This is a genomic window from Pseudomonas sp. CCOS 191 (assembly GCF_001007005.1).
Taxonomy (GTDB): Bacteria; Pseudomonadota; Gammaproteobacteria; order Pseudomonadales; family Pseudomonadaceae; genus Aquipseudomonas; species Aquipseudomonas soli.
The window spans coordinates 382,298-404,990 of record NZ_LN847264.1 but is presented as its reverse complement, the minus strand read 5'-3'; the positions used below and the strand labels follow the sequence as shown (position 1 = coordinate 404,990).

The window sequence follows — 22,693 nt, the reverse complement described above, 5'->3', positions numbered from 1 at the left end:
CTTACTGCGGGTTGGCACGGGTGCTGGACAACAGGTGCTTGAGGTTGGCCGCCTTCGGCTTGACCAGCCAGAAGCGCCGCACATAGTCATCCAGGTTCTCCGAGAGCTCACGCCCCCACTCGCTGCCGGTCTCTTCCACGTACTCGCCCAGGACCCGCGCCAGGTGGCTGCGGTAGGCTTCCATCGCCTCACCACTGATACGCTGGATTTCCACCAGCTCGTGGTTGAGTTTGTCGAAGAAGCTGTTGTCCATGTCGAGCACGTAGGCGAAGCCGCCAGTCATGCCAGAACCGAAGTTGTAACCGGTCTTGCCCAGGACGCAGACAAAGCCGCCGGTCATGTATTCACAGCAGTGATCGCCGGTGCCCTCGACCACAGCGTGGGCGCCGGAGTTACGTACAGCGAAGCGCTCGCCCGCGGTGCCGGCGGCGAACAGCTTGCCGCCGGTAGCGCCGTACAGGCAGGTGTTGCCGACGATGGCGCTGTGCTGGGTTTCGAACGGGCTTCCGGCCGGTGGCACGATGGTCACCTTGCCCCCGGTCATGCCCTTGCCGACGTAGTCGTTGGCGTCGCCTTCCAGGTGCAGGTTCAAACCGCCGGCGTTCCACACACCAAAGCTCTGGCCCGCGGTGCCCTTGAAGCGGAAGGTGATCGGCGCGGCGGCCATGCCCTGGTTGCCGTGCAGCCTGGCGATTTCGCCAGAGATGCGCGCACCGATGGAACGGTCGCAGTTGCAGATGTCCATGGCGAATTCGCCACCAGCCATGTCGCGGATCGCCGGCAGGGCCATGGCGACCATCTTCTCGGCCAGTTCGCCCTGGTCGAACGGCGGGTTCTTGTCCACTTGGCAGAACTGCGGCTTGTCGGCCGGGATGTGCGAGCTGCCCAGCAGTGGCGACAGGTCGAGGTGGCCCTGGCGCTCGGTGTCGCCCGGCAACACGTCGAGCAGGTCGGTACGGCCGATCAGCTCGCCCAGGCTGCGTACGCCCAGCTTGGCCAGCCACTCACGGGTCTCTTCGGCGACGAAGGTGAAGAAGTTGATCACCATGTCGACGGTGCCGATGTAGTGGTCCTTGCGCAGCTTGTCGTTCTGGGTGGCCACGCCGGTGGCGCAGTTGTTCAGGTGGCAGATGCGCAGGTACTTGCAGCCCAGGGCGATCATCGGCGCGGTGCCGAAGCCGAAGCTCTCGGCGCCGAGGATCGCGGCCTTGATCACGTCCAGGCCGGTTTTCAGGCCGCCATCGGTCTGTACCCGCACCTTGCCGCGCAGGTCGTTGCCGCGCAGGGTCTGGTGGGTTTCAGCCAGGCCCAGTTCCCACGGAGCGCCGGCGTACTTGATCGAGGTCAGCGGCGAAGCGCCGGTGCCGCCGTCGTAGCCGGAAATGGTGATCAGGTCGGCATAGGCCTTGGCCACGCCGGCGGCGATGGTACCCACGCCGGCTTCGGCAACCAGCTTGACCGAGACCAGGGCCTGCGGGTTGACCTGCTTGAGGTCGTAGATCAGCTGGGCCAGGTCTTCGATCGAGTAGATGTCGTGGTGCGGCGGCGGCGAGATCAGGGTCACGCCCGGTACCGCGTAGCGCAGCCTGGCGATCAGGCCGTTGACCTTGCCCCCCGGCAGCTGGCCGCCCTCGCCGGGCTTGGCGCCCTGGGCGACCTTGATCTGCAGCACTTCGGCATTGACCAGGTATTCCGGGGTCACGCCAAAGCGGCCGGTGGCCACCTGCTTGATCTTCGAGCTTTTGACGGTGCCATAGCGGGCCGGGTCTTCACCGCCCTCGCCGGAGTTGGAGCGCGCGCCCAGGCGGTTCATGGCCTCGGCCAAGGCTTCGTGCGCCTCTGGCGACAGTGCACCCAGGGAGATACCAGCGGAGTCGAAGCGCTTGAGGATCGCGTCCAGCGGCTCGATTTCATCCAACGGCAGGGCCTGGTCGGCCACCTTCACTTTCAGCAGATCACGGATCATCGACACCGGACGCTGGTCGACCAGCGTGGTGTACTCCTTGAACTTGGCGTAGTCGCCCTGCTGCACGGCGGCCTGCAGGGTGTTGACCACGTCCGGGTTGTAGGCGTGGTACTCGCCACCATGGACGAACTTGAGCAAGCCACCTTGCTGGATCGGCTTGCGCGCGCTCCAGGCTTCGGCGGCGAGCAGCTTCTGGTCGCTCTCCAGGTCTTCGAAACGCGCACCCTTGATGCGGCTCGACACACCCTTGAAGCTCAGGCCAACCACTTCCTCGGACAGACCGATGGCTTCGAACAGCTGGGCGCCACGGTACGAGGTGATGGTGGAGATGCCCATCTTTGACAGGATCTTCAGCAGGCCCTTGGAGATGCCCTTGCGGTAGTACTTGAACACTTCGTCCAGATCACCCAGCACTTCGCCGGTGCGGATCAGGTCGGCCAGCACTTCGTAGGCCAGGTACGGATAGACAGCCGAGGCACCGAAGCCCAGCAGCACGGCGAAGTGGTGCGGGTCGCGGGCAGTGGCGGTCTCGACCAGGATGTTGCTGTCGCAACGCAGCCCTTGTTCGGTCAGGCGATGGTGTACTGCGCCTACGGCCAGCGAGGCGTGTACCGGCAGTTTGCCCGGGGCAATGTAGCGGTCGCTGAGCACCAGCTGGGTCTTGCCGCCGCGCACCGCTTCTTCGGCCTGGTCGGCGATATTGCGGATGGCCGCTTCAAGGCCGAGGCTTTGCTCATAGTTGAGGTCGATCAGCTGGCGGTCGAAACCTTCGCGCTCCAGGTTCATCAGCGAACGCCACTTGGCGGGCGAGATGACCGGCGAGCTGAGGATCACCCGCGAGGCGTGCTCGGGGGACTCCTGGAAGATGTTGCGCTCGGCGCCCAGGCAGATTTCCAGGGACATCACGATCGCTTCGCGCAGCGGGTCGATCGGCGGGTTGGTCACCTGGGCGAACTGCTGGCGGAAGAAGTCGTACGGCGAACGCACGCGCTGGGACAGCACGGCCATCGGCGTGTCGTCACCCATCGAGCCGACCGCTTCCTGGCCCTGCTCGCCGAGCGGGCGCAGCACCTGGTCACGTTCCTCGAAGGTGACCTGGAACATCTTCATGTATTGCTTGAGCTGGTCAGCGTCGTAGCTGGCCACGCCCTGGTCGTCGGTCAGCGTCGCCTGGATGCGCGTGGCGTGCTGGCGCAACCAGCGCTTGTAAGGGTGGCGCGACTTCAGGCGGTTGTCGATGGCGTCGGTGTCGAGGATCTGGCCGGTCTCGGTATCGACAGCCAGGATCTGGCCTGGGCCGACACGGCCCTTGGCCAGGACTTCCTCAGGCTGATAGCCCCACACGCCGATTTCCGAGGCGATGGTGATGTAGCCATTGGTGGTGGTCACCCAGCGCGCCGGGCGCAGGCCGTTGCGGTCGAGCAGGCACACCGCGTGGCGCCCTTCGGTCATGACGATACCGGCCGGGCCATCCCACGGTTCCATGTGCATGGAGTTGTATTCGTAGAAGGCGCGCAGGTCGGCGTCCATGGTCTCGACGTTCTGCCAGGCTGGCGGTACCAGCATGCGCACGCCGCGGAACAGGTCGATGCCGCCAGTGACCATCAGCTCGAGCATGTTGTCCATGCTGGATGAGTCGGAACCGACGCGGTTGACCAGCGGGCCGAGCTCTTCGAGGTCGGGGATCAGGTCGTTGGCGAACTTGGTGCGACGGGCCATGGCCCAGTTGCGGTTGCCGGTGATGGTGTTGATCTCGCCGTTGTGGGCGAGGAAGCGGAAGGGCTGCGCCAACGGCCACTTCGGCAGGGTGTTGGTGGAGAAGCGCTGGTGGAACACGCAGATTGCGGTCTGCAGGCGCTCGTCACCCAGGTCCGGATAGAACGCCGCGAGATCGCGCGGCATCATCAGGCCTTTGTAGATGATGGTCTTGTGCGAGAAGCTGCAGATGTAGTGGTCGGCGTCGTGGGCGTTGGCCACGGACGAACGGCGACGGGCACTGAACAGCTTGATGGCGAATTCCTGATCGCTCAGGCCCTCACCGCCGATGAACACCTGTTCGATCTGCGGCAGGCGCTCCAGGGCCAGGCGGCCAAGGACGCTGGTATCGATCGGCACCTTGCGCCAACCTACCAGCTTGAGGCCGGCGTTGACGATCTCGCGATCCATGTTGGCGCGGGCGGCTTCGGCTTTGACCGGGTCCTGGTTGAAGAACACCATGCCGACGGCGTACTGCCTGGGCAGCTCGACGGCGAAGTGCTCCTGGGCCACGGCGCGCAGGAATTGATCGGGCTTCTGCATGAGCAGACCGCAACCGTCGCCGGTCTTGCCGTCGGCGTTGATGCCGCCGCGGTGGGTCATGCAGGTCAGCGCCTGCATGGCGGTTTGCAGAAGGTGGTGACTCGGCTCGCCCGTCATATGGGCGATCAGGCCGAAACCACAGTTGTCCTTGAATTCTTCGGGATGGTACAGACCTGTTTTCATAGACACTTTCTCACCAGGTTCACCTCTCAACCGGAGGCAAATCTCTTTTTTAACAACCACTTACCATCCACGCCGATCAAATGCCAGCTTTTTTGCGGTGGCCATGGAAAACCATTGTTGCACAGCGACAGCGACGCCCACAAATTTTCATGTCTCACCATTGAAAATTTATGTCGCAATTTTGAATGTTTTTAAGTCGTACGCCGTGATAGCGGCTTGACTGGAGTCTGAAGCGTTTCAGCCAGGACTGCAAGAAAGGGCTTGTGGCCGGCAGTCTGGGACAGAAAAGCCTGCCGCGCTCGGGCGCAGCAGGCTAGTTGAAAGCTAGAAAGTCGCTCAGCAACTGGGCGGCGGGGTGATGCCGCCCGGAAGGTATCAGCGGGCCGTGGCCAGCTCTTGTTGGACGCTGCCCACGGTACGTGGCCAAGGTTTACCAGCCTGGACCTTGGCTGGCAAGTTCTTGATTGCCGCAGCGGCGGCGTCGCGGCTGGCGAAGTTGCCGTAGGTCACCACGTACAGCGGCTTGCCCTGCAGGTTTTTCCTGAAGTAGCGATAGTCGCCACCCTGCGCCTTGACGAACGACTGCGCCGACGCTTCCGAGCTGGTGCCGAAGATCTGCACCACATAGTTACCGGGCTTCTGGCCCGCGTACCAGCTGCTGTTGCCGGCGCCGCCGGCAGCCGGTTTCTCGGCAGGTTTGGCTGCGGGCTTGGCGCTCGCGACCTGGGTCGGGGCCGGGACTGGCTTGGCAGGTGCAACCGATTTTGCCGGCTGGGTTGCTACAGGTTTTGTCGCAGGCGCAACCGGCTGTACCGGAGCGCTGGTCACCGGCTGGGCCGGAGTCGGCGCAGGGCTGGCGGTGGCACCTTGCGGCGGCGCGATGGTGGTCACGGTCGGCGGCACGGCAGCCGATGGCGTGGCTGGCTGCAGCGCGGTGTTGTCGGCCGGCCCGCCGTCTTCACCTTCACCCATGCCAGCGGCCTGGGCCAGCGGTTCGCGCATCACCGGCTGCGACTGACCGACCAGCGGCAACGGCATCGGCTGCGAGGAGCCGGAGAACTCGATGGCGGGCGCGCCGCCGTTGCCGCCCTGGCCCAGGGGCAGTTGGGCCTGGGCAGCGGGGGGCGCGTCGGCCGGGGCCTTGTCGCCTTTCTTGGGCATCAGGACCGCAGCGCCAACGGCGACCACGACCACTGCGGACAACGCGAGCACGTGTTTCTTAGGCATTTTGAACCCCATGGATGGTCGCTTGACCGTGGTACGGCTGGCGATCATGGCTTCGATCAAGGTATCGCGGGCGACCTGGTTGATGTTCCCAGGCCAGCCGTCGGAGTTTTCGTGGATGTCGACGATCTGCTCGGCGGTGAACACCTCGATGCCCCGGCCAGCACCCTCCAGGCGCTGCTCCAGGTACTCGCGGGTTTCTTCCTCGCTGTACGGGGCCAGTTCAATGACGTGGAATCGCTCGCCATCGGCATTGAGCTCATCCAACCCGGCGATCAGCGAAGGCTCGCCGAACAGGAACACGTGCGGGCGCCCTTCAGCTACGCCTGCCGCCAACTCCAGCAACGCTTGGAGTGCCGACTCGTCCAGTTGTTCCGCATCGTCCACCAGCAGATAGACTTCCTGGCCGGTCAGCGCCAGTTGCACCACCTGCGACAGGATCGCCTGCACTTCCGGCTGCGCCACGCCCAGCGACTGCGCCACCTGGCCGAGCACGCTGGCCGCGTCACTGGCGCCACGGGCGGACACCACCACGCTTTGCACCGACTGCTTGTTGGTGCTGGCCACCAGGGCCTGGCGCAGCAGGGTCTTGCCGCTGCCCACAGGGCCGGTGACCGCCAGCATCAGCTGGCTGTAGCGCGCCAGGTGATGCAGCTGGCCAAGCACTGGTTTGCGCTGGGCGGGGAAGAACTTGAAACCGGGCACCCGGGGTGCGAACGGATCGTGGCTCAGCTGGTAATGATCGAGAAACGCCTCATCGGCATGCAGACTGGTCATTGCGTTGTCACAACCTCAAAGCTGGGCCACGATCGCGCGGTAATCCGCCGCCAGCGTGGCCTGAAGAATCTCTGTCGAATAGTCGTCGGTGACGACGGCCTCGCCCAGCTGGCGCAGCAGCACCAGGCGCAGGCGCCCGTCGAGCACTTTCTTGTCGACCGCCATGTGCTCCATGAAATGCGCCGGGGTCATTTCCTGTGGTGGCACCACCGGCAATCCTGCGTCCTGCAGCAGGCGAATTCCGCGATCACGCGCCGGCTGGTCGATCCAGCCCAGGCGCATGGACATTTCCAGGGCCATGACCGTGCCGGCCGCCACGGCTTCGCCGTGCAGCCAGACGCCATAACCCATGTGTGTTTCGATGGCATGGCCGAATGTGTGGCCAAGGTTGAGCGTGGCACGCACGCCCGATTCGCGCTCATCAGCGCCAACCACGGCGGCCTTGGCCGCGCAGGAGCGACGGATGGCCTCGGTCAGGGCGACGGAGTCCAGGGCACGCAGCGCCTGCATATTGTCTTCGAGCCAGGCAAGGAATGGCTTGTCGCAGATCAGGCCGTACTTGATGACCTCGGCGAGACCGGCGGACAGCTCACGCGCGGGCAAGGTTTTCAGGCTGGTGGTGTCGATCAGCACCGCGTTGGGCTGGTAGAAGGCACCGACCATGTTCTTGCCCAGCGGGTGGTTGATGCCGGTCTTGCCGCCCACCGAGGAGTCCACCTGGGACAGCAGCGTGGTCGGCACCTGGATGAAATCGACCCCACGCTGGTAGCAGGCTGCGGCAAAGCCGGCCATGTCACCGATCACGCCGCCACCGAGGGCGACCACGGTGGTGCGCCGGTCATGACGCGCGGTCAGCAGGGCATCGAAGATCAGTTGCAGGGTTTCCCAGTTCTTGTGGGCCTCGCCGTCGGGCAACACCACCGGCAGCACCGAGTAGGCACCCAGGGTCTTGCTCAGGCGTTCGAGGTACAGGGGCGCGACGGTCTCGTTGGAGACGATGGCGACCTGCCGGCCGGCAATATGCGGCGCCAGCAGCTCGGGCTGGTCAAGCAGGCCTTCGCCAATGTAGATCGGGTAGCTACGCTCGCCCAGGTCGACCTTAAGTGTCTGCATGTATCCCCACAATGTACTTGGGCGCGGTGGCGCTATGGCCCCACGCGGTGACGTTCAACCCCGTCTCGGCGTTGGTCGCCGAGGATAGACCCCGCTCAGCGGGGCGGCAACTTCTGCAGACGCTCGAGAATGTCGAGCACGACCATGCGCGGTGGCCGTTCGTCGGTTTCCACCACCAGGTCGGCAATCTCGCGATAGAGCGGGTCGCGTGTTTCAAGCAGGGCACGCAAGGTGGCTTCCGGGTTGGCGGTGCGCAGCAGCGGTCGGTTGCGGTCACGGGAGGTGCGCCCCACCTGCTGCTCCACCGAGGCATGCAGGTAGATCACCCGGCCACCGGCATGCAGCACGGCACGGTTGGCATCGCGCATCACCGCGCCGCCACCGGTCGCCAGGACCACGCCGTCGAGCGCGCAGAGTTCGGCGATCATCGCCTGCTCGCGGTCGCGAAAGCCCGGCTCGCCTTCCTTGTCGAAGATCCACGGGATGTTGGCGCCGGTTCGCAGCTCGATTTCCTTGTCGGAATCCTTGAACAGCAGGCGCAGCTCTTTGGCCAACAGGCGCCCGATGGTGCTTTTTCCAGCGCCCATGGGCCCTACAAGTATCAAATTTCGCACAGAATCAACGACTCACAGCAATCGCCTGGTCACTCATGATACGCGGAGTCAGGAAGACCAGCAGCTCGGATTTTTTCTCTTGTAATGCATCGCGTCGAAACAGCCGCCCAACATACGGCAGATCGCCGAAAAATGGCACCTTGTCGACCACTTTGTTCTGCGACGTCGAGTACACGCCGCCAATCACAATGGTCTGCCCATCGGCCACCCGGACCTTTGCCGTGACCTCGTTCTTGCGGATCGGCGGCACATCGTTCAGCGCATTGATGAAGTCGGGCTCGTCCTTGGTCACACGCACATCCATCACTACCTTGCCATCCGGGGTAATCTGCGGCGTCACCTCCAGCGACAGGGAGGCCTCGCGAAAGGAAATGGAAGTGGCGCCACTGCGCGTGGTCTCCTGATACGGCACTTCGGTGCCCTTGAGTATGCGCGCGGTTTCCTTGTCGGCCGTGACCACCTTGGGCTGGGAGATGATCTCGCCATTGCCGCTCTTCTCCATGGCGCTGAGTTCCAGGTCCAGCAGAATGTCGCTGCGCAACAACCCCACGCCGAGCCCGGCATTGGCCCGCTCGATCCCAAGGTCAACGAACAAGTCGCTGCCCAGCCGACTGTCCACCCCATACAACGGGCCACCCCATCGCACGCCCAGGGCCTTCTCGTAATCGACGCTGGCCTCGACGATACGCGCCTCGATCATGACCTGGCGCACCGGCACATCACAGCTGCGCCACCAGCCTGCGCAGCTCGGCAAGCCGTTCGCCAGGCAAGGTGACCACCAGCGTGTTGGTCCGCGCATCCACACCGAGGCTGCCGCGCCCGGTCAGAATGCCGTCATCGGCCAGGCTCGCCAGCAACAGTTCCGCCAGCTCGGCGGCCTTGGCATGAAAGACCGGGATCAGCTCACGCCGCAAGGGCTCCAGCAACACCTCCTCGCCCATGCCCCCGGCCCGCCCGGCCAGCTCCGCAACGGGAGCGATCAGCAGCACATTGCCCTCCTGGCGCCTGCCCAGTCCCTTGCTGCGCAGCACCAGGTCGAGGGCTTGGCCCCAGGGCACCTCCTCCAGGCGCAGGGTTATCCGCCCCTGCACCGAATCACTGGCAACCAGGTTGACGCCGGCGTGCTCGGCCATGACCTGAAGCACCGAGCGCAACTCGACATCCTGGAAGTTGAGCGACATCGGCTCACCCTGAAGCTCCGCTGCCTGCACCGCCAGGATGCTCAACATCAACCCCACGCCGCTCAACCATCGTTTCGGTCTCATCCCTGACCTCCCCTTGCTCACGTTTTACAAGCACCAGATATCTGGGACGCGCCTGCCAGCGCCCGCCGATGTAGATCCGTTCGCGGACCTCCAGCCGATCGGCATCGATTGCCACCACGATCCCCTCATTCAAACCGAGCCGGTCGCCCTGCCCGACCCGATACAAGTGCCCCGCCGAACGCAACAATGCCTGCCGGCGCCCTGACTGGGACAGGCTTCCGACCATTTCCAGTCGCGCCAAGGGAATATGCCGCAGCTCTTTACCCTGTGTGGCGGGCAACCAGGCCTGAAATGGGTCGAACGTGGCCTTCGACAGGGCATCCTGGGCAGGTTCATCCGCCAAGGCAGCCGGCACGGGAAGCTCTTCCCCTGGGTGGTAGGCATGTATCAGCAACCGTGCGCCAACCACTCCTGAGCCTTCTTCCTGCAAGGCCAGCCTGAGCTGGGGCACGCTCAACAAACGCAACTGCTGCAACCACTGCTCAAGCCACAAGCGCAACGCCGGGTAACGCCCGTGCACGCTGATCTCCAGAGGCTGCAAGCGGTACCCTGCAGCCTGCTGCGCTTCGTTTACTTCGATGCGTTCGAACGACAGGCCATGCTCATGGCCCGACAGGGCCAGCTGGTCGAGCAGTTCACTCATGCCCTCTCCCGCGGCCAGTCGCCAGCGCAACGCTTGCAACCCAGTCCTGGCTTGCTCCAGAGCCTGCTGCGCTCGCTCCAGCTCGACAGGTTTTCCCGCCCCATCCGCCAGAACACTTTGTAGCTGCAACTGCCTCTGGACTGCCTCGGCATGGCTATTGAGCGGCTCACGCAGGCGGACGAAGTAACCCGCGAAAGCCACCAGAAACAGCAGCCCTGCTGCCACCATCCACCGGAGCAACCAAGATCGAGCCGCCAGGCCCTGCCAATCCTGGGTCCACAGGCGGCTCATGACTCACCCGCCAACAAGCGCGCCGCCAGCAGGAATTCATCGCCCTGGCCATGCCGCCGCAGGTGAACAAGCTCCAGGTCCCGCACCATCTTTATCTGCTCCAGGCTGCGCATAAGCCTGGCCACCACTGAAGCAGAGGCTGCCAACCCGGCAAGGCGCAGACGCCCGTCCTCCACACCCACCTCGGTCAAGCGCGCGCCTTCGGGCAATGCCTGCTCCAGTGCGCGAAACAACCCAGGCAACTGCGCCCGCCCGGCGCTCAGCGCAGACACCGCCGCTTGCTGGGCCAACAACGCATCCCGTGCTTCACGCAACTTATCGATCTGCCGCAGCGAAGCGTCCAACCGCTCAACGGCCGCCTGCTGCGTGGCGACGACCTGCGCCTGCCTGGCCAGACGCGACCGCGCCATTCGATCAAGCAACATTACCCCGCACAGCGCCACCACCAGCGTGCCGACCAGAGTGATCTGGAATCGCCGCACAGCGCTTGCCCGGCGTTGTTCGCGCCAGGGCATCAGGTTCAGTCGCCCTTTCATACCGGGCCTCCCATTGCCAAGCCACAGGCCAGGGCCATGGCAGCAGCAGGCACGCTGGCTTCATCGAATCCGCTGGCCAGAGGGCCCGGGCGACCGACATGGCATTTCACGCCCAGACGCTCCGACAAGTCTGCCGCTCGAGCCTCATCGGCGGCGGATCCGAACAACACAACCTGTTCCAGCGTGGACTGGGCACCCGACTGCCAAAGCCCATCTACAGCCTCGGCCCAACGCTCCAGAGAAGGAAAAGCAATGCGCTGCCGATGCGGCACGCGGCCTCCCTGCCAACGGTGCAGGATCACCTCGTCCGGCTCCAACTGCAGCAGCGCCGTGACGCCTGCCTGCGGTTCAGGCACCAGCGCCCGCCGCAACGCGAAACTGTCCACCTCCACGGCCACCAACTGCAGGCCGGCTTGCGCGAACACGCGCTCCAGTGGGTCGAGCTGACTTTGCCTACAGGCCACCACCAACACCTCGACCTGCCCGGCATCCTCCGCGCACGGGCCATGCACCTGGAAATCCAGGGCTAGGTCCTCCACAGGAAAGGGAAACAGCTGCTCGGCCTGCGCGAGCAAGGCCGCTTCGACGCCATGGCCGGGCAACCCGGCAGGCAGGCGGCAAACCTTGCAGATGACCTGAGATGCTGGCAACGCCAGGGCGACCCTGCACTGCGAAGTTCGACACCGGGCATGGGCCTGCTGCAAACCCGCGACCAGGCATTCCACCTGGTCACCCCCCAATGAGCTACCTGGTGCTGACCCAAGGCGCTCATGCGCCCAGCCCATCACCCGACAACCGCCACGTTGGCGGCGCAGGTGCAGCATTCGTATGGCATCGGAGGCGATTTCCACCCCCAGCAGTGAACCGGTACCCCTGCCAAAGCGTCCAAGCATGGCTGTTCCTTCCTGGTCATTGGCTGCCCAAACCCTTGCGGCGCAGGCGGTCGTCGCTCTCCCCGGGCGGTCACCCGGCGGGACGAAAAATGCTTATAATGGCCAGCGTTTTTCCTGTCCGCCGGCCCTGCGCGCAATCCACTCTCAACCTGGACACCCAAAAGCCTTGATACGCCTGCTGAAGTTCTTCTGGTGGTCTCTCGTCGCCGTCATCTGCGCGCTCGTACTCGGTGTGAGCGGTGCGTTTCTGTATCTTAGTCCCAGCCTGCCCTCGGTCGACGCGCTCAGAAGCGTCCAGTTGCAAATCCCCCTGAGGGTCTACAGCAGCGACGGCAAGCTGATCGCCGAGTTCGGCGAGATGCGGCGCTCGCCGATCAAGTTCCAGGAAATTCCCCCACAGTTCATCCAGGCGCTTCTGTCCGCCGAGGACGACAATTTCCTCAATCACTATGGCGTCGACCCCAGCAGCCTGATGCGTGCGGCCTCGCAGTTGGTCAAGTCCGGGCATATCCAGAGCGGCGGCAGCACCATCACCATGCAGGTGGCGAAGAACTTCTTCCTCACCAGCGAACGCAGCTTCTCGCGCAAGACCAACGAGATTCTCCTGGCCCTGCAGATCGAGCGGGAACTGACCAAGGACGAAATCCTCGAGCTGTACGTCAACAAGATCTACCTGGGCAACCGTGCCTACGGTATCGACGCCGCGGCGCAGGTGTACTACGGCAAGTCGATTCGCGACGTCAGCCTGGCGCAGATGGCCATGATCGCCGGCCTGCCCAAGGCACCCTCGCGCTTCAACCCGCTGGCCAACCCGGTACGCGCCAAGGAGCGCCGCGACTGGATCCTCGGGCGCATGTACAAGCTCGGCAAGATCGACGAGGCCAGCTACCAGGCCGCCCTCGGTGAACCACTGAATGCCAGCTACCATGTGCCGACCCCGGAAGTGAATGCGCCGTATGTCGCCGAGATGGCCCGCGCCGAGATGGTCGGCCGCTACGGCAGCGACGCCTATACCGAAGGCTTCCGGGTCACCACCACAGTGCCGAGCGACATGCAGCAGATGGCCAACAGCGCGGTCCTCAACGGCCTCAGCGAGTACGACGAACGCCACGGCTACCGTGGCCCCGAGGCGCGCTTCCCTGGCAAGACGCGTGCGGCCTGGCTGCAGGAGCTGAGCAAGCAGCGCACCCTGGGGGGCCTGGAGCCTGCCATCGTCACCCAGGTCGAGAAGACCGGGCTGAAGGTGATGACCCGGGGCGGCCTGGAGGATAGCGTCGCCTGGGACACCATGAAGTGGGCCCGCCCGTACCTCAACAGCAACTCGCAGGGGCGCTCGCCGCAATCAGCGGCCGATGTGGCCCAGGTCGGCGACCTGGTGCGCCTGCAACGCCTGGAAGACGGCAAGCTCAAGTTCAGCCAGGTGCCCGGCGCCCAGAGCGCACTGGTCACCCTCGACCCTTACAACGGTGCCATCCGCGCCTTGGTCGGCGGTTTCTCCTTCGAGCAGAGCAACTACAACCGCGCCGTGCAGGCCAAGCGCCAGCCAGGCTCGAGCTTCAAGCCATTCGTCTACAGCGCCGCCCTGGACAACGGCTACACCGCCGCCAGCCTGGTCAACGACGCCCCGATCGTGTTCGTCGACGAGTACCTGGACAAGGTCTGGCGCCCGAAGAACGACACCAATACCTTCCTCGGCCCGATCCGCATGCGCGAGGCGTTGTACAAGTCGCGCAATCTCGTATCGATCCGCCTGCTGCAGGCCATGGGCGTGGATCGCACCATCGACTACATCGCCAAGTTCGGCTTCAACAAGCAGGACCTGCCGCGCAACCTGTCGCTGGCACTGGGCACCGCGACGCTCACGCCGATGGAGATCGCCACCGGCTGGAGCACCTTCGCCAACGGCGGCTACAAGATCAGCCCGTACCTGATCGAGCGTGTCGAGAGCCGCAACGGCGAAACCCTGTTCACCGCCAACCCGCCACGCGTGCCGCAGGGCAGCCAGGACCAGGCCGGCCTCGCCGCACCTGAGGCACCCATCAGCGCCGCCCCGATGCCAGGCGAGGCGCCGTTGGCCGCAGGCCAGATCACCCCGGCTCCCCAAGTACCCCAGGTCCCCGCCGTGGCCGAGCAGATCATAGACGGGCGCACCTCGTACATTCTCACCACCATGCTGCAGGACGTGATCAAGCGTGGTACCGGCCGTCGCGCCCTGGCCCTCGGCCGTTCGGACCTGGCGGGCAAGACCGGCACCACCAACGAATCCAAGGATGCCTGGTTCTCAGGCTACAACGCCGACTACGTCACCACCGTGTGGGTTGGCTTTGACCAGCCGGAAACCCTGGGGCGCCGCGAATACGGTGGCACCGTGGCCCTGCCGATCTGGATGAGCTTCATGGGCGCCGCGCTCAAGGGCATGCCCGAGCACCCGCCAGCCGAACCCGAGGGCATCCTCAGCCTGCGCGTCGACCCGATCAGCGGCCGCGCCGCCACGCCGAGCACGCCGAACGCCTACTTCGAACTGTTCAAGGCCGAGGACTCGCCACCGTCGGCGGACGAACTGGGCAACGGCGCAGCACCGGGCAGCCCGCTGCCGGCAGATGAAGCAGCGCCGATGGATCTGTTCTAAAGGGCAACCTTTGAAGGTTTTCGGTGAGGGCCGCCAGGTGCTCGCCGAAAACCTTGCAGCGCTCTCAAGATCGAGCGCCGCGCGGGCGGCGCTCGATCTGGTAGGCGCTGCAAGACTGTCGGCGAGCACCAGCAAGCCCTGACGCGATCGCCTTGAAAGGGATGACATTGAACTCCGCGTGAGCAGGCCTGCCCCGCAATAACCCAGGCCCAACAAAAAGCCCCGACTCTTGCGAGCCGGGGCTTTTTCATGACGCTACGACTGGATCAGCCGTTGAACACGTCATCCACGCTCTTGAGCGGGTAGTGCTTCGGATACGGCAGGGTGGCCACACCGGACTCGATGGCGGCCTTGGCCACGGCATCGGAAACCACGGTGATCAGGCGAGCGTCCAGCGGCTTCGGAATGATGTACTCACGGCCGAACTCCAGGGCTTGCACGCCATAGGCTTCGCAGACTTCCTTCGGCACCGGCAGCTTGGCCAGGTCCTTCAGGGCGATGGCGGCAGCGATCTTCATCTCTTCGTTGATGCGCTTGGCGCGAACGTCCAGGGCACCACGGAAGATGAACGGGAAGCCCAGTACGTTGTTGACCTGGTTCGGGTAGTCGGAACGACCGGTGGCCATGATCACGTCGCTGCGGGTGGCGTGAGCCAGCTCCGGGGCGATTTCCGGGTCCGGGTTCGAGCAGGCGAACACGATCGGGTTGGCGGCCATCGACTTCAGGCCTTCGGCGCTCAGCAGGTTCGGGCCGGACAAGCCGACGAACACGTCTGCGCCGTCCAGGGCGTCAGCCAAGGTGCGCTTGTCGGTGGCGTGGGCGAACTGGGCCTTGTACTGGTTCAGGTCGTCGCGGCCAGCGTGGATCACGCCGCTGCGGTCGATCATGAAGATGTTCTCGACCTTGGCACCCATGCTCACCAGCAGTTTCATGCAGGAGATGGCTGCGGCACCGGCGCCCAGGCAGACGATCTTGGCGTCTTCGAGCTTCTTGCCGGCGATTTCCAGGGCGTTGATCATGCCGGCCGCGGTAACGATCGCGGTGCCGTGCTGGTCATCGTGGAAGACGGGAATGTCGCACTGCTCGATCAGCGTGCGCTCGATCTCGAAGCACTCAGGTGCCTTGATGTCTTCCAGGTTGATGCCGCCGAAGGTGATGGAGATGCGGCGAACGGTGTCGATGAAGGCTTGCGGGCTCTCCGACTCGACTTCGATATCGAACACGTCGATACCGGCGAAACGCTTGAACAGAACACCCTTGCCTTCCATGACCGGCTTGGAGGCCAGTGGGCCGAGGTCACCCAGACCGAGGATGGCGGTGCCATCGGAGATCACCGCAACCAGGTTGCCCTTGCCGGTGTACTTGTAGGCCAGCTCCGGATCACGGCCGATCTCGCGCACAGGCTCGGCGACACCCGGGCTGTAGGCCAGGGCAAGGTCACGGGCGGTGGCGGTTGGCTTGGAGAGCTCGACGCTCAGTTTCCCCGGACGGGGCTGAGCGTGGTATTCGAGAGCGGCGGTTTTCAGGTCTGACATGATGGGCATTCCGCTATTTACTGTTCTGACGGACCGCCGAGGATACGCAAAGAGCCGGGGGGCGACAAGACTGCCCGGTCACTATGTGTCAAGGCCTTTGGCCTACGACTTTACGCTATAACCCACGGGGCTTACGGGAGCCAGTGTGTACAATCCAATAGCAAAATGTCTACAACTATTTAGCCAGAAACAAGCGCCAACATGCTCGGATCGGTCAATGGCAACAGCCAGCGTCGCTGCCCAGGCTTGAGCCCGCCCTTGCGGGAACGATCCAGCACCCAGCCACGCGCCTCGACCTGGCGTCCCTTGAGGTTAGCGAAGAAGCTGGCGGGGAAGTGGCGCTGCAGACGAGCGGGAACCTGCAGGACCACGCCCTCGTCAAGCTCCAGCCAGATGCCGCCGCGATTGCGCTCGATCCCGTTGATCCTGCCACCGATCACCGCGAATCCGGATTGCCGCACATCGCGCCCACGCGTGACCGGCGATTGTCGCCACAGCCCTGCCCTGGCCTTGCGCGCCTGCTGCTCGGCCTGCTGCTGGCAGCCCGACAGCTGCACGTTGGGTGCAATCGCTACCTGGTAGCCCAGGCCCTCGCTGAGCAGTTGTGCTTCCAGATTGTTGCCAGTGCGGCCATAGATATGCGCCAGGATACGGCCGTACTTGTCCTTGGGTTCGACGCCCGGAACCAGCCCGACACGGCCATCACTGGCCTTCACCAGCGCCTGCAGGCGCTTCTTGGCAGCCTCGGCATAAGGTTCGCTGGGGCGCCCCTTGCGGCCGATCTCGGGGGCATTGATACCGATCAGCCGCACGCTGCGCCCGTCGCTCAGGCGCAAGGTGTCGCCATCGACCACCTGACGCACCGCCACCGATTGCGCGCTGTCGGGCAATGGACAGAAGGCCAGCGCCGGGAAGTGCCAGATCGCGCCCACAAAAAAGGCGCCCACAAGGGGCGCCTTCTTTTGCAACAGCGCGAACCCCGAAGGCTTCGCCATGTGCATGATTACTTCTTGGCACCGAACATGCCGAAGCGATCGGCGAACTTCTGTACGCGGCCGCCGGTGTCCAGGACTTTCTGCTTACCGGTGTAGAACGGGTGGCACAGGTTGCAAACGTCGATCGCCAGGACGCTGCCCATGGTCGAACGAGTTTCAAACTTGTTGCCGCAGCTGCAGGTGACTGCAACTACTTCGTAGTTCGGATGAATATCTGCTTTCATGGTCACTTCCTCGAGCTGCGTGCCGCCACCCAACACCTATTGTTGAATACCGCACGTAATTAGGCGGCGAATAATACCAGAGAGCAGCCGTAGCGCAAGTTGTCGCTTGCACCGACCGTCGTCTGCTAGGCTCGCCTGATTTGTGAAACGCCCTCCAGAGACCTTCCGCGTGTCCGACGTCATTCTGCGCCTTGCCCTGCCCTCGCCCCTGCGTCGCCTGTTCGACTACCGGGCACCCGCGAGCATGGCGCGCCAGGCACTGACACCCGGCATGCGCATCCGCGTGCCGTTCGGCCGCCGCGAGATGATCGGGGTGCTGGTGGAGGTCGCCGAGCACAGCGAGGTGCCCGCCGACAAGCTCAAGCCAGCCAGCGCCCTGCTCGACCCGGTCTCACCCCTGCCGCCGGCATTGTTCAAGCTGTGCCTGTGGACGGCCCAGTACTACCAGCACAGCCTGGGCGACACCCTCAACTGGGCCCTGCCGACGCTGCTGCGCCAGGGCGAGCCGGCCGAGGCACGCCAGGAACGCTTCTGGCATGTCGCGCCCGGTGCGCGCCTGGAAGACCCGCGCATCGCCCGCGCCCCACGCCAGCGCGACGCCCTCAAGACCCTGTCGCAGCACCCCCACGGCGTGGCCCACAGCCTGTTGAGCAAACTTGGCCTGAACAAGGACAGCCTCGACCTGCTGCTGGCCAAGGAGCTGGTGGAAGTCGAAGTACGCCGCCATCTGCCGGCCGCACGCCACGAGCACTGGCTGGCCCAACCGGAACTGCCGCTCAACGAGGAACAGCGCGCTGCCTTCGAGGCCGTGCGCTCGGGCTTCGGCGCCTTCCACGCCTACCTGCTGGCCGGCGTCACCGGCAGCGGCAAGACCGAGGTCTACCTGCAACTGATCCGCGAAACCCTCGAAGCCGGCAAGCAGGCCCTGATCCTGATCCCCGAGATCAATCTCGGCCCGCAAACCCTGCAACGCTTCGAGCAGCGTTTCAACGCACGCATCGCCCTGCTGCATTCGGCGGTGGGCGATCGCGAGCGCCTGGACGCCTGGCTGGCGGCACGCGATGGCGATGCTGACATCATCATCGGCACCCGTTCGGCACTGTTCACCCCGATGAAGAACCCGGGCCTGATCATCATCGACGAAGAACACGACGGTTCCTATAAACAGCAGGAAGGCCTGCGCTACCACGCCCGCGACCTGGCCGTGGTGCGTGCGCACCAGGAGAACATCCCGATCCTGCTGGGCTCGGCCACACCGTCGCTGGAAAGCCTGCACAACGCCCACAGTGGCCGCTACGGCCTGCTGCGCATGAACCAGCGCGCCGGCGGCGCCAAGGCGCCCCGCTTCCTGCGCCTGGACGTACGCAGCCTGCCACTGGACAGCGGCATCAGCGGCCCATTACAGCAGGCCATCCGCCAGACACTCGAGGCCGGCCAGCAGGTACTGGTGTTCCTCAACCGTCGCGGCTTCGCCCCCACATTGCTGTGTCACGACTGCGGCTGGCTCTCCGAATGCCCGCGCTGCGATGCGCGCATGACCGTGCACCAACGCTCCGCCGTGCTGCGCTGCCACCATTGCGGCTACGACGAGCGCCTGCCGTTGCAGTGCCCGCAATGCGCCCATGTCGACCTGCGCCCGGTGGGCGCCGGGACCGAGCGTGCCGAGGAGCGCCTGAAGGTGCTGTTCCCGGACTACCCGATCCTGCGCGTGGACCGCGACAGCACCTCGCGCAAGGACGCCATGCACAACCTGTTCGCCACTATCCAGCGTGGCCAGCCGAGCATCCTGGTCGGCACCCAGATGCTGGCCAAGGGGCACCATTTCCCCCGCGTCACCCTGGTCGCGATCCTCGATGCCGACGGCGGGCTGTTCTCCGGCGACTTTCGCGCCAGCGAACGCATGGCCCAGCTGATCGTCCAGGTGGCCGGCCGCGCCGGGCGCGCCGAGGAACCGGGCAAGGTCATCGTGCAGACCCACCTGGCCGATCACCCACTGCTGGTGCAATTGACCGAGCAGGGCTACTTCGCCTTTGCCGAACAGGCCTTGAGCGAGCGCCGTGCGGCCGGGCTGCCGCCGTTCGCCCACCTGGCGCTGCTACGTGCCGACGCGCACAAGCCGGGCCAGGCGGAAGGTTTCCTTGACGAAGCCTGCGCCGCCGCCGAGCGCATACTTGCCGAGCAGGGCCTGCATGGCATCGAGTTGCTCGGCCCGGTACCGGCCCCCATGGAGCGACGGGCGGGCAGGTTCCGTGCGCAACTATTGCTCCAGGCCAATGCCCGGGCACCCCTGCATCGACTGATCAGTGCCTGGTTGCTAGTGTTGGAGCAGATGCCGTCGGGGCGCCAGGTGCGCTGGTCGCTGGATGTCGATCCGGTCGACCTTTACTGACTGTTTGAGGGTTGGCGTGGGAGCGGGCTTGCCCCGCGATGGCGTCATCGCGGGGCAAGCCCGCTCCCACACCGACAATGGACTGTGCCCCAAAAGGTTGGCAACCCGCCCCCGGCAACGGATAATGCCCAGTTTTTCCACCTGCGCATCGAAGCGCTCCACCGCGCTTGCGGTCGAAAAGAGACCCTCATGAAAGACACCATTCGCCAGCTGATCCAGCAAGCCCTCACCCAACTCGTCGCCGACGGTGTGCTGCCTGAAGGGCTGACGCCGGCGATCCAGGTGGAAAACGCCCGGGACAAGACCCACGGCGACTTCGCCAGCAACATTGCCATGATGCTGGCCAAGCCGGCGGGCATGAAGCCGCGCGACCTGGCCGAGAAGATCATCGCCGCCCTGCCGGCCAGTGCCGACATCACCAAGGCCGAGATCGCCGGCCCCGGCTTCCTCAACTTCTTCCAGAACACCGAAGCGCTGGCAGGCCGCCTCGACGCCGCCCTGGCCGATGGCCACCTGGGCGTGCGCAAGGCCGGCCCGGCAGAAAAGGTGGTGATCGACATGTCGGCACCGAACCTGGCGAAGGAGATGCACGTCGGCCACCTGCGCTCGACCATCATCGGCGACAGCGTTGCCCGGGTACTGGAGTTCCTCGGTGACGACGTCATCCGCCAGAACCACGTGGGTGACTGGGGTACCCAGTTCGGCATGCTGATGGCCTACCTCCAGGAAAACCCGATCACCAGTGACGAGCTGTCGGATCTGGAGAACTTCTACCGCGCCGCGAAGAAACGCTTCGACGAGTCCGAAGAGTTCGCCACCCGCGCCCGCGGGCTGGTGGTCAAGCTGCAGGCCGGTGATCCCGAGTGCCTGGCGCTGTGGACGCGCTTCAAGGACATTTCCCTGTCGCACTGCCAGAAGACCTACGAGCTGCTCAACGTCAAGCTGACCATGGCCGACGTGATGGGCGAGAGCGCCTACAACGACGACCTGGCCAACGTGGTCGCCGACCTCAAGGCCAAGGGCCTGCTGGTCGAGGACCAGGGCGCCCAGTGCGTGTTCCTCGAGGAATTCAAGAACGCCGAGGGCGAGCCATTGCCGGTGATCGTGCAGAAGGCCGACGGCGGCTACCTGTACGCCACCACCGACCTGGCCGCCGTGCGCTACCGCAGCAACAAGCTGCAGGCCGACCGCGCCCTGTACTTCGTCGACCAGCGCCAGGCCCTGCACTTCAACCAGGTGTTCGAAGTGGCCCGCCGCGCAGGTTTTGTCGGCCACCCGATGAAGATGGAGCACATGGGCTTCGGCACCATGAACGGCGCCGATGGCCGCCCGTTCAAGACCCGCGATGGCGGCACCGTCAAGCTGATCGACCTGCTCACCGAGGCCAAGGACCGCGCCTATGCGCTGGTCAAGGAGAAGAACCCGTCGCTGGCCGAGGACGAGCTGCGCCACATCGGTGAAGTGGTCGGCATCGGCGCGGTCAAGTACGCCGACCTGTCGAAGCACCGCACCAGCGACTACAGCTTCAACTTCGAACTGATGTTGAACTTCGAGGGCAACACCGCGCCGTACCTGTTGTACGCCTACACCCGCGTGGCCGGCGTGTTCCGCAAGCTTGGCAAGGGCTTCGACGAAGTCGACGGCAGCATCGTCCTGCAGGCAGCGCACGAGCAGGACCTGGCCGCGCGCCTGGCGCAGTTTGGCGAGATCCTCAACAACGTCGCTGAAAAAGGCACGCCTCACGTGCTGTGCACCTACCTGTACGACCTCGCCGGCCTGTTCTCCAGCTTCTACGAGAACTGCCCGATCCTTTCCGCCGAAACCGCCGAACAACAGCAGAGCCGCCTGCGCCTGGCTGCCCTGACCGGCCGCACCCTCAAGCAGGGCCTGGAACTGCTCGGCCTGGAAACCCTGGAGCGCATGTAAGTTGGCTGCAAAGAAGAAACCCGCACCCAAGCGCGGCGCCAGCCGCTCCCAGCCGCCTGCCAGCAAGCAGCCGATTCCGGGCTGGGTGTGGCTGGCGGTCGGCCTGACCGTGGGGGCGTTCATCGTCTTCCTGATGAAGCTCGAACCCGGTGGCGCTGATATCAAGCGCACCAAGCCCGAGCAACATAAGCAGGAGAAGGTCGCCGAAGCGAGCAAGACCACCACCCCGACGCCACAGCAGCCGGTGAAGCCTAAGTACGACTTCTATACGCTGCTGCCGGAGTCGGAAGTGATCGTGCCGCCCGAGGCCGTGCCGGAGAAAACCCCGCCGGTGCCGGCGCAACCGCCCGTGCCAAGTACTCCGGTCACCCCTGCGGAAGCGGCGAAGATCGACACGGCTCGCGCCCAGGCCGCCCTGCTGGGCCAGACGCCGCCACCGGCACCACCGGTGATCAAGCCAGCGGCCACGACCCAGTTCTTCCTGCAGGCCGGCTCGTTCCGCAAGCAGGCCGATGCCGACAAGGTCCGTGCGCAGATCATCCTGCTTGGCCAGGCGGTCAAGGTTGAGTCGGGCACGGTCAAGGAAGAGACCTGGTACCGCGTGATGGTCGGCCCGTTCAGCAACCGCGAACAGTTGACCGTGGCGCAGAAACAACTGGCCGGGGCAGGTTTCAGCAACCTGCTGCTGCAACAGCGGCGTCAGTAACGAAAAAGGCCTTGCCGCTCGCAGCGACAAGGCCTTTTTTCATACCCGGCGACGCTCGGCGTTGACCTGGGAAATCTGGCTGTTGAGCGTCCAGAAGTCATACAGCACGCCCAACAGGAACAACCCGCCGGTGAACAGGTAGATCAGCGCGCTGATCCACTTGCCCTGATACAGCCGATGCACACCGAAGATGCCGAGGAAGGTCAGGAGTATCCACGCCAGGTTGTAGTCCACGCCGCCCGACTCGAAACGCATGTCTGCCTCACGGTCCATCGACGGGATCAGGAACAGGTCGATCAGCCAGCCTATGCCCAGCAGGCCCAGGGTGAAGAACCAGATGGTTCCGGTGATCGGCTTGCCGTAGTAGAAGCGGTGCGAGCCGGTGAAGCCGAAGATCCACAGCAGGTAGCCGAGAACCTTGCTATGGGTGTCGTGCGAGGGGGCACCCTGTTGATAACCATTCATTCGAAGCCCTCGTGGGATAGC

The 22,693-nt window shown here is 64.7% G+C and carries 15 protein-coding genes and 1 pseudogene; 4 read left to right on the top strand and 12 right to left on the bottom strand.

What is annotated here, in order from left to right; translation table 11 throughout:
* Position 1 precedes the first annotated feature (1 nt).
* The 8 genes and pseudogenes from gltB to pilM all read right to left on the bottom strand — a co-directional run bounded on the left by gltB (position 2) and on the right by pilM (position 11,803).
* Positions 2–4,447 carry a glutamate synthase large subunit gene (gene gltB, locus CCOS191_RS01950; RefSeq protein ID WP_046853847.1) on the bottom strand — a complete coding sequence of 1,482 codons (4,446 nt, stop codon included), beginning with the start codon at positions 4,445–4,447 and terminating at the stop codon, positions 2–4.
* 375 nt (positions 4,448–4,822) lie between these two features.
* A complete protein-coding gene (locus CCOS191_RS01945; protein ID WP_046853846.1) occupies positions 4,823–6,448 on the bottom strand; it encodes an AAA family ATPase in 1,626 nt (541 codons plus the stop codon).
* Positions 6,449–6,463: 15 nt separating this feature from the next.
* Positions 6,464–7,561 (bottom strand): 3-dehydroquinate synthase, encoded by a 1,098-nt coding sequence (gene aroB / locus CCOS191_RS01940; protein ID WP_023631794.1) that lies wholly within the window; start codon positions 7,559–7,561, stop codon positions 6,464–6,466.
* A 95-nt stretch (positions 7,562–7,656) separates the two neighbouring features.
* Positions 7,657–8,175 carry a shikimate kinase AroK gene (gene aroK, locus CCOS191_RS01935; RefSeq protein WP_046853845.1) on the bottom strand — a complete coding sequence of 173 codons (519 nt, stop codon included), beginning with the start codon at positions 8,173–8,175 and terminating at the stop codon, positions 7,657–7,659.
* 4 nt (positions 8,176–8,179) lie between these two features.
* Positions 8,180–9,404, bottom strand: a pseudogene (locus CCOS191_RS01930) (type IV pilus secretin PilQ).
* Positions 9,361–10,374 carry a pilus assembly protein PilP gene (locus CCOS191_RS26945; RefSeq protein ID WP_082120342.1) on the bottom strand — a complete coding sequence of 338 codons (1,014 nt, stop codon included), beginning with the start codon at positions 10,372–10,374 and terminating at the stop codon, positions 9,361–9,363. Before CCOS191_RS26945 ends, CCOS191_RS01930 begins: the two are co-directional and overlap by 44 nt.
* A complete protein-coding gene (locus tag CCOS191_RS01920) occupies positions 10,371–10,910 on the bottom strand; it encodes a PilN domain-containing protein (RefSeq protein ID WP_046853844.1) in 540 nt (179 codons plus the stop codon). The genes CCOS191_RS26945 and CCOS191_RS01920 overlap by 4 nt, the downstream gene beginning before the upstream one ends.
* Positions 10,907–11,803: a type IV pilus biogenesis protein PilM gene (gene pilM, locus CCOS191_RS01915; protein ID WP_046853843.1), complete on the bottom strand. Its 897-nt coding sequence runs from the start codon at positions 11,801–11,803 to the stop codon at positions 10,907–10,909. Before pilM ends, CCOS191_RS01920 begins: the two co-directional genes overlap by 4 nt.
* 166 nt (positions 11,804–11,969) lie before the next feature.
* Between pilM and CCOS191_RS01910 the strand changes: the two genes are divergently transcribed.
* Complete coding sequence (locus CCOS191_RS01910) at positions 11,970–14,432, top strand: penicillin-binding protein 1A (protein ID WP_046853842.1); 2,463 nt, start codon at positions 11,970–11,972, stop codon at positions 14,430–14,432.
* A 266-nt stretch (positions 14,433–14,698) separates the two neighbouring features.
* Here CCOS191_RS01910 and CCOS191_RS01905 read toward each other — a convergent pair whose 3' ends face one another.
* The 3 genes from CCOS191_RS01905 to rpmE all read right to left on the bottom strand — a co-directional run bounded on the left by CCOS191_RS01905 (position 14,699) and on the right by rpmE (position 17,186).
* Positions 14,699–15,967, bottom strand: a complete 1,269-nt coding sequence (locus tag CCOS191_RS01905; RefSeq protein WP_046853841.1) for a malic enzyme-like NAD(P)-binding protein — start codon at positions 15,965–15,967, stop codon at positions 14,699–14,701.
* Positions 15,968–16,146: 179 nt separating this feature from the next.
* Complete coding sequence (locus CCOS191_RS01900; RefSeq protein ID WP_046853840.1) at positions 16,147–16,968, bottom strand: thermonuclease family protein; 822 nt, start codon at positions 16,966–16,968, stop codon at positions 16,147–16,149.
* A 2-nt stretch (positions 16,969–16,970) separates the two neighbouring features.
* Positions 16,971–17,186, bottom strand: coding sequence for a 50S ribosomal protein L31 (gene rpmE / locus CCOS191_RS01895; protein WP_031315083.1), 216 nt, complete (start codon positions 17,184–17,186; stop codon positions 16,971–16,973).
* Positions 17,187–17,355: 169 nt separating this feature from the next.
* Here rpmE and CCOS191_RS01890 point away from each other — a divergent pair, with 169 nt between their 5' ends.
* From CCOS191_RS01890 to CCOS191_RS01880, 3 genes are all read left to right on the top strand, one after another.
* A complete protein-coding gene (locus CCOS191_RS01890) occupies positions 17,356–19,575 on the top strand; it encodes a primosomal protein N' (RefSeq protein WP_046853839.1) in 2,220 nt (739 codons plus the stop codon).
* A gap of 189 nt (positions 19,576–19,764) precedes the next feature.
* Complete coding sequence (gene argS, locus CCOS191_RS01885) at positions 19,765–21,501, top strand: arginine--tRNA ligase (RefSeq protein ID WP_046853838.1); 1,737 nt, start codon at positions 19,765–19,767, stop codon at positions 21,499–21,501.
* A gap of 1 nt (position 21,502) precedes the next feature.
* Positions 21,503–22,207, top strand: coding sequence for an SPOR domain-containing protein (locus CCOS191_RS01880; RefSeq protein ID WP_023630209.1), 705 nt, complete (start codon positions 21,503–21,505; stop codon positions 22,205–22,207).
* Positions 22,208–22,246: 39 nt separating this feature from the next.
* Here the strand turns inward: CCOS191_RS01880 and CCOS191_RS01875 are convergent, their stop codons facing one another.
* The gene (locus tag CCOS191_RS01875) at positions 22,247–22,672 is read right to left on the bottom strand and encodes an NINE protein (RefSeq protein ID WP_023630210.1); all 426 of its coding nucleotides are present in this window, start codon (positions 22,670–22,672) and stop codon (positions 22,247–22,249) included.
* Positions 22,673–22,693: the final 21 nt, after the last annotated feature.